The sequence below is a fragment of the Paenibacillus baekrokdamisoli genome, assembly GCF_003945345.1.
GTDB classification, from domain to species: Bacteria; Bacillota; Bacilli; order Paenibacillales; family Paenibacillaceae; genus Paenibacillus_Z; species Paenibacillus_Z baekrokdamisoli.
The window spans coordinates 6,458,837-6,471,700 of record NZ_AP019308.1 but is presented as its reverse complement, the minus strand read 5'-3'; the positions used below and the strand labels follow the sequence as shown (position 1 = coordinate 6,471,700).

Genomic DNA, 12,864 nt, shown 5'->3' with positions numbered 1-12,864 from the left:
AAAGGGCTGCCGTATGGCAACCCTTTTGACCGCTTAACCTCCATCCTCAATTTGAGTTATTTTTTCGGTTCGATTTGATGATCAACTTCGTATTTTTCTATTAAGCTGTGGCCTAATTCGGTTGTCCACATCCGGTATACCCCATCATTACATTCACTTGCACGATCCCATATTTCTGGTTTGTGTAACAAACTCAAGGATTGTTCTACTGTCAAATGTTCGGTACGAACGATATCATCCCAGCGATGATAATGTATTTTGACGATCTCCAACACTTCACTGTGTAGCAGCTTTTCCAATTTATCTGTTGCCACTTCGTATACTTGATGTATTTTATAAGCTGGATAGCGGTTAGAAAGATCGTAGATAAGCTGAGAAAACGGTTCCTCTGCTTCAGCTGCATTTAACAAAATCATATATTCATCTGTGTCTTGTATTAAATAACTAGCTTTATTCAAACGGCATCGTCACCCCCAAGCACATATTCTTGTTCAACACTGGAGACTCATAAACTTAACTTTTATTATTCGATTCAGGGCATGGAAAATCCTGCTAATGAGGAGCTAAAACTTACAATTATTCACTATTCGAAAACTGCCTGTTGCACTCGTAGTACTTGATAAATTCGAAGTTTGGTGCGTAGAAGCCCGCTGCGCGGACGGATCATTCTTACGATCGCTGTTGTCTCCCTATTTCTTGATTCTATCCCTTAGGGGTAGAAATAAGGAGACAAAGGCGAACGCTATCGCTTCTTCAGAACGATTCCGTCCGCTTCGCTAGGTACTTCGTGATGGCAAGCACTGATTAGAATAAGATAAGGAATAACCAACACAGGCTACTACAATAAATAAAAGAGAATACAACACCTTTTTACTCAAAACGTTATTCTCCGAATAGTTGGTGATCTACCATCTAAACATAAATGGTACACATCAGGATTGAATAAGGCTTCCCATTCCTCAAATCCGAATTGCTTATTGTCGTAATACTTAAGCAGCAAGGACATCAAGTTTCCATGAGTTGCTAAGACCACATGGTTAAGTCCACTATTTACCACATCCGTAATCACTGATAATGCACGCTTCATAGCTGCGCTGCTTGATTCCCCGCCCTCATAACACAACTCAAGATCATTAAAAGTATGGCGAAGCATTTCACGCCAGTTCGGATGATTCTCACCGCATAATTCCCTTTCCGATAACCGTTCATCTGTAATAACATTAATTCTCCGTTTATTGGCTAATGGAAGAATAGACTGGATTGCCCTGACAAGACCCCAGAAATCCTTACCGAGCTTCCAGCGTCATCTTCTTCCTATATTGATGTGGGGATGTACCCGTTTTTTTCTTAAACAAGGCATGAAAAAACTTCACATCCTTATATCCCACTTCGCTCGAAATATCCATAACACTCAGCCCGCTGTAACCGAGCAGCTCGCAGCTTTTTTGAATACGCAAATTTTGGATGTACTCGGTAAAGGTCTGTCCTGTTGCAATTTTGAATAAGCGTTGTAAATAGCTGACACTGATCGGAATCATGTTTGCCAGCTGTTCCAACGTAATCGCTTCACAGAAATGGTCCGAAATGAAATGAAGAATCGGTTCCAGCTGATTATACGATGTATGAGCTTCATCTTCTTGCTTATCTAAACGATTCAGGAATAAAATTAATTGCAACAAATAACCACTAATAATCCCTTCGTAGCCAGTAAGGTGAAGCGTGTGCTCTTTAAACAATTTCTCCATGACATATTTGATTTCATGATGCGAGTCCGTAAATCGCCGATACGGGCTGGATTCAGCAGATAACATACGTTCTATTGAAAAGGGAAGCGAGTGCGCATATTGAAACCGAGCCACTACATCGGGACTAAATAAACAGTTATAAACGATCATCTCATGCACCGGCTTGGTTGATATAGGACGATACACATGCGATGTTCCAATCGGAATAAGAAAGACATCTCCTTTCTCTACCAGAAGCCTTTCATCCCCTATATAATGAAACCCTTTTCCCTCGGCCACATAGCTAATTTCGATAAAATCATGCGTATGCATCGGAAGTCCAAAGGACTCGCGTTCTCGCGTCACACTAATCGGAAACCCAGATTTCCAAAAGAAATCTCCTTTCAATGTATAGCCCGTTGCGTTCGTCATTGCCTATTCCCACCTTCAAAAAGGATGCGATCTACCTATAAATATAGCTCATCCACCACTTTTTTACATGGTCAGAACGTATTAAGCTTCTTTTGAAGACCTATTTTATTTGGGAAAAGGAAGTGCTCCACTTGCAAATCCATACGCTGAAAGTTAACGGTCTTACTAAGCCGCTCGGCATAGATGACTATTCTCTGCGTTTCTCATGGCAGCTATCTAGTGAAGCTAGGGCGGCTCATCTGCCGGCTTGCCTCATTCGGGTGGCTACCTCTTTACAACAGCTACATGAAGGTATCTCCGACGTTTGGGAAAGCGAGCTTGTCGAAGGTGGTACTTTATTTGTTGATTATACGGGTCGAGCGTTGGATGGACATACGCGTTACTGGTGGCAAGTCGCAGCATTGGGTACAGACGGTCACTATGCAGCATCGGAACCGGCCTACTGGGATACGGGCTTGTTTCCGGAAGACTGGCAGGCAGAGTGGGTTTGGAGCTCACCGCAAGTGCTGGTAAACGACTTTGCTTATTTACGTAAATCATTCCCAATTAAGCTATCGGTGACTTACGCTAAACTATTCATTTCCGCTCATAATGTGGCACAGGTGTACTTGAACGGTGAGCGAATAGGCGGATACGGCTCTCCTGCCCCTACCCATCCCTGGAAGCAAAAATACTATCTCGCCTACGACATAACTACAGCTCTGCAACCAGGTATGAACTGCCTTGCAGCTGTTGCGCACTACCTCGGTGGCAATGGACAGAACTATGTGGACGGATTGCCTGGGTTCCGTGCGCAGCTGGAGGTGCTTTACTCCGATGGTTCAAGGGATACCTTTAGCACTGATTCGACGTGGGACTCCCTTATCGATATTCCGCATCGCGTAGGAACACCTTACCAACAAAATCGTTGTATATCCGCAATCGAGGATTTTGACGCGCGTAAATATGACCCTGACTGGATGCATGTCGAGTTCGATAGGACGAAACTAGCTAAAGCGTCTGTTGCGCAAATTGCTAAAGAAGAGTGGCCGATGAAGTGGCAAGAGATACCTGAAGGTGCGATTGAGGAGCTCATCATCCCTCTTGAAGTAGGTGGAGACAGCTACGCTCAAGTATTCGATGCGGGCAAAATTGTTTCAGGTTGGCCTCGGTTGACGTTTAAAGGTATACCTGGCGTAACCATACGGATGCGTTATTCCGAAGATCTGGATGCGGATGGGCATGTGAAGCATAATGTCTGCAATGAGACGTCGGAGCATTATTACGATCAATATACAATGCGGGGTGCTGAGACGGAGACTTGGCAGCCTGATTTATCCTATAAGGCATTCCGCTATATAGAGATAACCGGGTATCCAGAAAAGATAGTGCCAGGCACCAACTTGGTTATTGCTTCTGCTCATACCGATATCGCATGCGAAGGAACTTTCTCTTGCTCAAGCGAGCTATTGAACAAATTGTATGCTGCTAGCATCCAAACCCAAAAAAACAATACTCTCGGTCAATTGGTAGATTGCCCGCATCGTGAACAAGCTCAGTATTTAGCGGATTCCGACCTGCAGGCTGAACTCCTTTTATTTAATTTCGATGCACGCCATATGCTCGAGAAGTTGCTCAGCGATTTCACGAGCGCACAGCTGGAAGACGGGACATTTCCGTTCGTTTTCCCATCCAATTATGAGAACCCGGAGTTTAATCTGCAAATACCCGAATGGGATCTCCACTACTGTACGGTTTTGAGGAAACTCTATTTTATTTATGGCGATCAACGGCTGCTTACGCGTCATTATGAGTCCGCCAAACGGATGGTGGACTATTACATCAGCATTATCGACCTTGAGGTAGGCCTTGTTCCCATCGATAAAGGATGGCATATTAGCGACTGGCCTTATCCTTCGGTTGATCATAGTTCCAACTTTCTAACTGTGCAAAATATCAAGCTGCTTCAGGCCATCCGAATCATCGCCGATATCGCCTCACTTATCGGACTTAGTCAGGAGTCATTGGACTACACGCAGATCGCAGACAACCTGCAAACAAGCATCGTCCAAAGGTTGTACGATCCCGAGCTGAAGCTTTTCCGGGATTGCCTTGGTTCCGAGCAGACGCATCAGGGCGTGAACGCCATCGCTTTGTTCGTCGACCTTGTTCCTCAAGGCGACCGCGAGGAAGCTATCGCTTATGTGGCAGCCAAACAATGGGAGTGTAACACGGTGTTGTCGCTCCCGCTCCTGCGCATGCTTTTCGAGAATGGACAACAGGAAGCAGCCTATCGGCTTATTAACCGCGAAGAGTATCCGGGGTGGGGGCATATAATTAATCAGGGAGCCAAAACCTTGTGGGAAGGATGGGATGATATCGAATCTCATTGCCACGCTTGGAATGGCTATCCGGCGCGGCTGCTGCAAGAATATGTTGTCGGCATTCAGCCGCTTACCCCCGGCTTCGCAGATGTGCGAATCAAGCCCTACATGCCGGAGGATCTCGCATTCGCAGAAGCATCGGTGCCAACCGTACGCGGCCATGTCCGTGTGCGTTGGGAGCGTACAATAGATACTCTCGGTTTCCATTTCACAATCTGCATTCCCGTTTCTATGAACGCTCAGTTCATCGTGGATATGCCAGGTTCGGTAGAAAGCGTACAAATCATGGAGACGAACAAAGTCATCTGGGAGGACAATAAGTTCCAGCTTGGCGTCAGCGGAGTACAAAGCTGCGAGCGTACAAATGCCGGATTCGAAATCGGGCTGGCCTCCGGTTCCTATGACTTTACACTTATTCACGGGTAACAGATAAGATCACTATTTGTTCAGGAGGATCATTTCCTGGTCACAGTAGAATGTTTCTCCAGCTCTAGTGCTGCCTCGTCTTCTAGAGGCAGCCTTTTTTGAAGTAAACAACACTGTTCTTGATGAGAGACGGTTTCATGCGGATCACCTTTTCTCAGCGTGCGTTTGAGAATTAGTTCAGTTTCTCCTCGTACCGGACCTTTCCTTACCGTGATATTCCTTTTTTATACTACCATAATTAGGAAATCATATTCCGGTTTTCTTTACTACTTTGTTACGCATAAATGTGCACAGCAGAGCAAAGGGCTGCCATGCGGCAGCCCTTAATGGTATTGTACTATCGATATCCGAAGTCCTTGTTCTGCAGGAGGCATTCCCATAACCCCCATGAAAGGACGTAAGGATATCTTATGTCCATGTTGACTCAGAGGACGACCCACATATTGCTATGACCTTAGTTTTCCTTGTATTCATCTCCTGCTCTTTGTTTTAGGCTGATGTGACCGAAGCTACCACCAACTGCAGAAAACTAGAACATTAAAATGTAATGGAGATCCAACTCCATAGAACCAGTACAATCAAAATCATTATTGGATTGACCCTTACATAAGATCTTTACGGATTGTAGATTAGCAACAATTGCGGTAAACGATGAATTCGGACCAACATCAACACTTTCATGATCACTGGAAGATTTGGTTATTGTAATTTGCATTGTACAGGATTTACTAGTGTTTATTATTGTGACGGTTCCCGAAGGATTTTTTTCACTGGAATCCGAAGCAACATAGAAATACGTTTGAGTCGTAGCGGCATCACATTTTTGGTTAATGGGAACACATCTGTGTATGCAGATAAGCTTTTTTATTAATGTTTTTCTTGTCCTTGAATCCCGGGGGCATTTCTTAATCCGTTTTCTCTTTTTGGAGTGACAGATACGATTACATTCTATGTTTTTTTTTCGTTTGCACTTCTTTTTCATAGACCCATCTCCCCCCATATTACTTTGTATGAGGAATTGAGCTGAATGCACCCCCAACAAACATCCAATTTTTGAAGAATGGGACTTACACCAGTTAAAAATATACAAGCTCAACATACTATACATGAATAAGGAAGAGAGGTAGTGATACTATGTGTGGAAATTCATCAAGTTCTGCCGTGTTTAATTTTTGTAATAATGTGCCAAAGCAATTTACCAATATTCAACAATGTAATCCCATTTCCCAACCTACTCCGAGTGTTACTGCTCTTAATTACTTTACTAATCAAACGGGGTTAGTAGTAAATGGTTCATTTACCGTCGTTAATACCAGTACTTCTTCCGTCTTTAATGTTGACTATACCACGGGTGTCACGACATTAACCTTCGTTGTTACAGCTGGTCGTTCGGAAACAATCTTCGTTGAAGATTTGAGAAGCATTACAATCGAAAGTCTTACAGGAGTAACACCTGAAGCAAATGCCACAGGAAGTTTAGTATTAGATTTACATTATTGCGTAAAATGCACTTAGTTAAGACGAATACCTCTCTCTAGGGTATTTCGATCGGCCTGCGAGCAATTTTCCTAACCCTAGCTGTGCTTTTACCTTGATTTACGAAGCTAACTCGTCTCTCTGATTGCTTTTCGGGGCTATGCTTTCACCCTCAATATCCACTTTCGGCAATACGCGGTCCAACCACTTTGGAATGTACCACGCTGATTTTCCCATCAGAGACATGACTGCAGGGACGAATGTCATTCGAACAAGAAACGCATCAATTAGTACCCCGGCCGTAAGTGCGAGCCCTAAGGATTTAGTTGTGGAATCATCTGTAAATATGAAGCTGCAAAATACAGCAATCATGATAAGCGCCGCAACCGAAACGACGAGCCCATTATGTTCCATACCGGTAATAACCGATTTCTTAGCATCACCGCTATGCGTATAGTCCTCTCGCATCCGAGTTACCAAGAAAACTTGGTAATCCATAGCGAGTCCAAAGACGATCCCTACGAGTAGAATCGGCAGGAAATTCAAGATCGGTCCTACGTTCGTTACACCGAACAAGTCGTTCAGATACCCGTCTTGGAACACAAGCACAACGGCACCAAGCGAAGAGAAAATCGTAAACAGGAAACCAACGATTGCCTTGATGGGAACCAGTATGGAACGGAACACAATAGCAAGGATAATCAAACCTAATCCTACAATGGTTGCGATGAATATAGGCAATGCGTCATTTAGACTATCCGTTATATCAATATTCATAACGGTAGCTCCTGTAAGCATGATTTCCGCATTGTGGGTTTCTTCGATATCCGCATTGTATTCTCTTATCGATTTCACGAGTTCAATGGTTTGATCTGACGATGGCCCTTCGCTTGGCATTACAGTCAGAATGGATACCGTACCCGAAGGATTGGAGATGGGCGGTGTTACGCTCACAACGCGCTCCATTTTTTTGACGTCATCCCCAACGATCGAAGCAACCTTCTTTGTTGTTTCGCTATCGGAAGTCTTCACTACGACTGTAATGGGGCCGTTAATACCTGCCCCAAATCCTTCAGCCATTAGATCATAAGCTCTTCTCTCGGTTGTTTCCGTCGATCTCGTTCCGTTATCGGGAAGTCCTGTTTTCATGTGCAGAACTGGATAACACATAGCGGCGATCAAAATAAGAGAGACCAAAGCTACGGGCACGGGGAATCGCGAAACAAATCTTCCCCAAAAGCCAAATACGTTCGAACGTTGTGGCTTTGCCACTTCTTTTCTTCTTTTCGGAATGATTCGCTTACCCATCAGGGAGAGAAGTGCAGGGACAAGGGTAACTGCGATACTCATAGCCATAATGACTGTTACTGCAGCGGCGATCCCCATTTGGGTAAGGAACGGCATGTTAACTACAGTCAAGCCTACAAGAGCAATGATAACGGTGAGACCGGCAAAGATAACCGCGCTTCCTGCAGTAGCTGTAGCAATAGCTATGGCTTCAGTTGTGTCATATCGTTTGCTTGCTTCCTGACGTGCTCTGGAAAGAATGAGCAGTGCATAGTCAATCCCTACAGCAAGTCCTAACATCATCGAAAGTGCAGTTGCTGTCCCCGTTATGCTAATAAAGCCTGATCCAAAATTGACGAGCATCATTCCTGCCACGATACCAATAATAGACGATAGGATCGGAATCCCTGCCATAAGCATGGACATGAATGTGATGCCCAGGATTAAAAACGCTACCCCCATCCCGATTAATTCAGCGCTAGAGCCGCCGCTTGCTGCAGTTACTTGAACGGTTCCGCTTAACTCCGTCTGAATGCCTGCATTCTGGGTGATATCCATATTAGTCAACACAGTGTCTTTTGAAACCTGAGTAACATCTTTTGCAGCAACTTTGTAGATTAAGCTGCCATATCCGATTCGTTTATCCGGACTCAAGGTTCCCATCGTATAGGGATCCATGGCTGCTGCGATTTCTTGATCTTTCAAGGAGGCATCGAAGAACGATTTCACAGCCTCTTTCATTTTTACATCTTCAAGTGTTTTTCCTTCAGGTGCTTTTAAAACGACTTGAACGCTTCCAGTCTCTACTTCGCCATTTCCCGACGGAAATTCTTTTGATAACAAATCAATAGCTCGTTGAGACTCCGTACCAGGTATGGAAATCTTATCCGATTTCTCACCGTTAAATGTCAATCCTAATGTGACGATTAAACCCAAGATAAGTACCCAGGATAAAATGGCCTTCCAGCGATTGTTTGCGCACCATTTCCCAAGTTTGTAAAGCTTCTCTGCCATCAAATACTCACTCCTTTTTAAATGTGAAACTCTCGATATCTTGCATTCATCATAAACGAAGGCGAAAAATAAAAAATCGTACATAAGGGCAATCCCCTAATGTACGATCGGGCAAATGATGTGAAGGTTTCAATTACAATTGCAGTATCCCACGCTCCACCGCGACGGCGACCGCCTGCGATCTCGAATCAACTCCTAATTTATTGTAAATATTGGTTAAATGGGCCTTTACTGTCCGTTCGGAGATTCCCATATCGAAGCCAATCTCTTTGCTTCGAGATCCGCGGGCAATCGCTTGAACCACCATCAATTCTTTGTCTGTAAGAGCTATCTTCTCCGAGGAAGACTCTTTGACCTGTACTGGCATCTTGTTACCGAATACTTTCTCGGTGATCTCCGGAAGAAGCAACGTCTCGCCCCTCATCGCTGCATCAATTGAGCGAAATATCATTTCCCTTCCCGTATCCTTGAGCAAATACCCTTTGGCACCTAACGCGAGTCCTCGGATCATCATTTCATCCTCGTTATAGGTAGTCAAAATAATAACCGGGATATCAAGTCCTCTAGCTTTGAGCGCTGTCATGGTATCTAAGCCACCCATCTCAGGCATGTTCAAATCCAATAGGATAATGTCTGGTTTGCATGCCTCCACCAGTCGGAGCGCTTCGACACCGTTGGATGCTTCTGCAACAACCTCGTACCTTTGATTGGTTTCTAGGATCAGTTTTAATCCCTCACGAACGACAAGGTGGTCATCTACTATAAGAATCTTAATTGTCATAAGATGGTGTCCTCCTGTTGTAATGGAATCCGAACGGAAACTTGAGTTCCCTTCTTTCCGCTTTCGATTTTGATATCTCCTCCAATAATTCTGGCTCGTTCATATAAACCAATTAAACCATAGCGACCGGATTGTTTCCCGATTAGCTTTGTAGCGAACCCTATGCCATCATCGGTAATTTTAAGCTCAATTGCGTCTTCTCGTGTTGCAACTAAGATTTCTACGTTCGACGCCATGGCATATTTTGCTGTATTGGCTAAACATTCTCGGATGATGTGTAAGCTATGTTCGATGATTAACTTCGACACCGAATGGGGATTCGATAATTGTGTGGAAATATGAACTCCTGTAGCATGTGAAAAACGTTCAGCTTCATCCTGCACGGCTTTAGAAAGGTCTAATACCTCTGCGGAATTCGCGCGCAAGTCGTCAATGGCACTTCTCGCCTCGGAAAGCGTGCGCTTTGCTTGGGCCTTTGACAGCTGAACAATCTCATGAGCGCGATGCATATTGCCGTTCTCTAAATGCGCATCCACAGCATCAAGCTGCATGATGAGACCTGCCAGTCCTTGTGCTAGAGTATCATGTAAATCACGGGCCATCCTTTGACGTTCGTTGGCGATAGTTAGCTCCTCCACTTTCCTGTGCGCCCGTTCCAATTCACGCAAAAACAACTGGGTCCGCAATTTAACGCGAACCTGTTTATAGAACAAGCTCGCATAGGAGATAACGATAACCATCACTACAATGAGCGATGGCAAAAATGATGCCAAAACCTCGGACGGCCCGAACCATACAAATGAAACGGAAAACAGAGTGTAATAAATTATACCGACCAAAAGCATCTTGCGACGTTGAAAAAATACGCCAATACTTTGCCCGAGCAATCCTGTGGTCAAAGTTGTAAATATGGCAGAATAATCGTCTGACATGAGTAACGCACAGCCCCAAACGATAATTCCTTGCGTCATAAAATAGAGCAAAGGCCGTTTATCGACAATGGAACTGGCATACCAATGCAACAACATGTGGATCAGAATAAGACCTGTAAAAAAAATAAATTCGACTAATTTAGGGGAAATAGGTATGTGGGAGATCAATACAGAAAAATAAATCAAAATGACCCAAATTAAAGTCGGTAGACGAGAGTCGAGCAGAACATTTGAGGTATCATATTGGAAATCATCATATGGTTGGTTTTTCGAATATTTTTTGTCGCTCACGTAGGGTCACCTCTATAGTGTACATATTATAACTCATTAGTTTATCAGAAGACGTACTTTATGACATAATCAATTTTTCCATCCCAATCGCGTTTCAAAGACCTGCCATTTCGCGATATGCGTCTAGCCGCGTTCGCAATCGCTATCATTGCGATATAATCGCTTTTGGGGGCGTTTAACCATGTTACATCTCCATCATAAAGCGGAGGCAACTAAAAAAAATCGTACAAAAGGGCACCCCCTACTGCACGATCGGGCAAAAATGGGATGCCTTCATTGAAATATCCTGCCCGTTACTTCAACAAAGAAAAGGAGCTGCCGTTTAGCAAGCTCCTACACTTTAGTTCCCCGTTAGGGTTATGGTACTTCTCCATTCTACCCTGCTGTCCAACGGCACAAATTTCAAAACAGATGGACACCGCTTCTACCGAAACTTTCTACACACTCATGCAGAAAGGCGTCTAGCGTGCGGGGCTCTCTGCCGAGCAAGCGCTTCACAGTGTCAGTAGGCCTTTCCGGCACAACCGCAGCCATGGCTTGAATTTCCACGACATGGTTCGCGATCCAAGGAGGCATTTGTCCATGCTCGATTGGCCATCTCGCTCAACCGAATCTGGAGAAATGAATCTCTGAGGCATGTCCAAGCTTGGCTCGCGCTGCCATTAGCCTAGACGCGACGAGTATAGCCTGTGCGTCTATGTCTAGTTTGAGGGTGCACTCATCGCCAAATGACATGAGCTTGATCCGATAACTAAATAAGCCCGCAATTTATGCGGACTTGTCCAGGATGCTCCGCTAATGCCTCAAGCAATTGGTGTACCGTTTTTAACAGGTTCATCTGGTTTTAAGAGAACCACATCACCTTCTTCTGGAACACCACCGATTACCAACACCTCAGATTTAAAACCCGCGATACGTCTAACAGGAAAATTCATTACTGCGATTACTTGTCGTCCAATAAGTTGTTCTGATTCATATCTTTGTGTAATCTGAGCCGAAGAGCATTTAATACCAATCTCACCAAAATCAATTTCTAATTTTATTGCAGGTTTTCGAGCTTCTGGAAACGGCTCTGCTTTAATTACAGTACCGACACGGATATCTAATTTCATAAAATCCTCAATTGTAACCACGATTGCTACCTCCATTTTTTACAGTTACGCTAATTTTACGGTATCACTATTATTAATTAAAGGTTATTCATTTATTTTGTGATCGTATCGTTCTGAATCATCCGTAACGCCTCCTGCTAGAGCTTCCCGCCGGGCAGCCTACATGATGTTGAATTAGTTGTGTTCCATTTGCTGAAGTGAGCTTGTGAACTAGCAATGATTACATTATGATAGTGAACATTAAGAGCAACAATGGCTTGCAACATAGGGACTCAAATGGAGGATTTGAACAGATGGATGAAAGAAATCGAGACTTTTCAGAAGTATGCCCTAGCGATCAAAATTCTTGGACTTCCTCTGACACCATTCATAGTGACCTACTTGCCACCAAGGATCTTGTTTATAACCCGTGCAGATTTGATTACTCTCGACCACTCGCAGAAGCACAAAATGCTGAATATGGGGCATATGTATTTAACTTGAATGCTCTCTCCATTAGATTTCGTGTCGCAAGAATCACTCCTACAAAGGTCGGTCAATTTGTGACTTTATGGGAGAGAGTTGGGAATGGACCGATCCAACCATATGATATATCAGATCCAGTCGATTTCTTCGTTATTAGTACACGAAAAGGTAGTAACTTTGGTCATTTTGTATTTCCAAAAGCTGTTCTATGTGATCAGGATATAGTATCCAATAAAGGTAAAGGTGGTAAAAGAGCAATACGTGTTTACCCACCTTGGGACAATCCTACGAGCCGTCAGGCTCAAAAAACTCAGATATGGCAGTTAGAATATTTCCTAGAGATACCTTTGAATATACCAATAGACTCTGTTCGTGCTCAAATGCTTTACGATCCCCAATCTATTGTTACCCGTTAATGAACTATCGACTTAGAATACTTTTGATCCATCGTTGATAATAATTCGATTGCTCGGAAACCGATACGAAAATCAACTCTTCATTGCATTCGAAAATATCAACTATATCTGCTATTTTAGCTGAAACCCCTAGATGTAATTTATA

At 43.8% G+C, this 12,864-nt stretch carries 11 protein-coding genes and 2 pseudogenes; 3 read left to right on the top strand and 10 right to left on the bottom strand.

What is annotated here, in order from left to right; translation table 11 throughout:
* Positions 1 to 56: 56 nt before the first annotated feature.
* From EKN16_RS28445 to EKN16_RS28435, 3 genes are all read right to left on the bottom strand, one after another.
* Positions 57 to 458 (bottom strand): hypothetical protein, encoded by a 402-nt coding sequence (locus tag EKN16_RS28445; RefSeq protein WP_125664542.1) that lies wholly within the window; start codon positions 456 to 458, stop codon positions 57 to 59.
* Positions 459 to 874: 416 nt separating this feature from the next.
* Positions 875 to 1,261 carry a histidine phosphatase family protein gene (locus EKN16_RS28440; protein WP_125664540.1) on the bottom strand — a complete coding sequence of 129 codons (387 nt, stop codon included), beginning with the start codon at positions 1,259 to 1,261 and terminating at the stop codon, positions 875 to 877.
* Positions 1,262 to 1,286: 25 nt separating this feature from the next.
* Positions 1,287 to 2,156 (bottom strand): helix-turn-helix domain-containing protein, encoded by an 870-nt coding sequence (locus EKN16_RS28435; RefSeq protein WP_125664538.1) that lies wholly within the window; start codon positions 2,154 to 2,156, stop codon positions 1,287 to 1,289.
* Between the two features lie 122 nt (positions 2,157 to 2,278).
* Here EKN16_RS28435 and EKN16_RS28430 point away from each other — a divergent pair, with 122 nt between their 5' ends.
* A complete protein-coding gene (locus tag EKN16_RS28430; RefSeq protein WP_408636411.1) occupies positions 2,279 to 4,945 on the top strand; it encodes a family 78 glycoside hydrolase catalytic domain in 2,667 nt (888 codons plus the stop codon).
* Between the two features lie 529 nt (positions 4,946 to 5,474).
* On the opposite strand, the gene EKN16_RS33845 is transcribed toward EKN16_RS28430, so the two are convergent.
* Entirely contained in the window at positions 5,475 to 5,927 is a 453-nt protein-coding gene (locus EKN16_RS33845) for an S-Ena type endospore appendage (RefSeq protein ID WP_375782101.1), read from the bottom strand.
* Positions 5,928 to 6,079: 152 nt separating this feature from the next.
* On the opposite strand from EKN16_RS33845, the gene EKN16_RS28425 reads away from it, so the two are divergent.
* Complete coding sequence (locus EKN16_RS28425; RefSeq protein WP_125664534.1) at positions 6,080 to 6,460, top strand: S-Ena type endospore appendage; 381 nt, start codon at positions 6,080 to 6,082, stop codon at positions 6,458 to 6,460.
* Positions 6,461 to 6,541: 81 nt separating this feature from the next.
* Here the strand turns inward: EKN16_RS28425 and EKN16_RS28420 are convergent, their stop codons facing one another.
* The 6 genes and pseudogenes from EKN16_RS28420 to csaA form a co-directional block, all read right to left on the bottom strand.
* A complete protein-coding gene (locus tag EKN16_RS28420) occupies positions 6,542 to 8,722 on the bottom strand; it encodes an MMPL family transporter (RefSeq protein ID WP_164523032.1) in 2,181 nt (726 codons plus the stop codon).
* Between the two features lie 133 nt (positions 8,723 to 8,855).
* Positions 8,856 to 9,503 (bottom strand): response regulator, encoded by a 648-nt coding sequence (locus EKN16_RS28415; RefSeq protein WP_125664530.1) that lies wholly within the window; start codon positions 9,501 to 9,503, stop codon positions 8,856 to 8,858.
* Positions 9,500 to 10,726, bottom strand: coding sequence for a sensor histidine kinase (locus tag EKN16_RS28410; RefSeq protein WP_125664528.1), 1,227 nt, complete (start codon positions 10,724 to 10,726; stop codon positions 9,500 to 9,502). Before EKN16_RS28410 ends, EKN16_RS28415 begins: the two co-directional genes overlap by 4 nt.
* Before the next feature lie 402 nt (positions 10,727 to 11,128).
* A pseudogene (locus EKN16_RS28405) lies at positions 11,129 to 11,370 on the bottom strand (hypothetical protein); the annotation flags it as partial.
* Positions 11,333 to 11,431 (bottom strand): annotated as a pseudogene (locus tag EKN16_RS33300) (MarR family transcriptional regulator); the annotation flags it as partial. The pseudogenes EKN16_RS33300 and EKN16_RS28405, both read right to left, overlap by 38 nt.
* 98 nt (positions 11,432 to 11,529) lie before the next feature.
* Positions 11,530 to 11,859, bottom strand: a complete 330-nt coding sequence (csaA, locus tag EKN16_RS28395) for a chaperone CsaA (RefSeq protein WP_125664526.1) — start codon at positions 11,857 to 11,859, stop codon at positions 11,530 to 11,532.
* A 272-nt stretch (positions 11,860 to 12,131) separates the two neighbouring features.
* Between csaA and EKN16_RS28390 the strand changes: the two genes are divergently transcribed.
* Positions 12,132 to 12,719 (top strand): MepB family protein, encoded by a 588-nt coding sequence (locus EKN16_RS28390; RefSeq protein ID WP_125664524.1) that lies wholly within the window; start codon positions 12,132 to 12,134, stop codon positions 12,717 to 12,719.
* The last annotated feature ends 145 nt before the right edge of the window (positions 12,720 to 12,864 follow it).

What these genes read in the sequence shown, in the direction of transcription:
- EKN16_RS28390 (WP_125664524.1), top strand. Translation starts at nt 12,132, where the DNA reads ATGGATGAAAGAAATCGAGACTTTTCAGAAGTATGCCCTAGCGATCAA.
- EKN16_RS33845 (WP_375782101.1), bottom strand. Translation starts at nt 5,927, where the DNA reads ATGAAAAAGAAGTGCAAACGAAAAAAAAACATAGAATGTAATCGTATC.
- EKN16_RS28415 (WP_125664530.1), bottom strand. Translation starts at nt 9,503, where the DNA reads ATGACAATTAAGATTCTTATAGTAGATGACCACCTTGTCGTTCGTGAG.
- EKN16_RS28425 (WP_125664534.1), top strand. Translation starts at nt 6,080, where the DNA reads ATGTGTGGAAATTCATCAAGTTCTGCCGTGTTTAATTTTTGTAATAAT.
- EKN16_RS28435 (WP_125664538.1), bottom strand. Translation starts at nt 2,156, where the DNA reads ATGACGAACGCAACGGGCTATACATTGAAAGGAGATTTCTTTTGGAAA.
- EKN16_RS28420 (WP_164523032.1), bottom strand. Translation starts at nt 8,722, where the DNA reads ATGGCAGAGAAGCTTTACAAACTTGGGAAATGGTGCGCAAACAATCGC.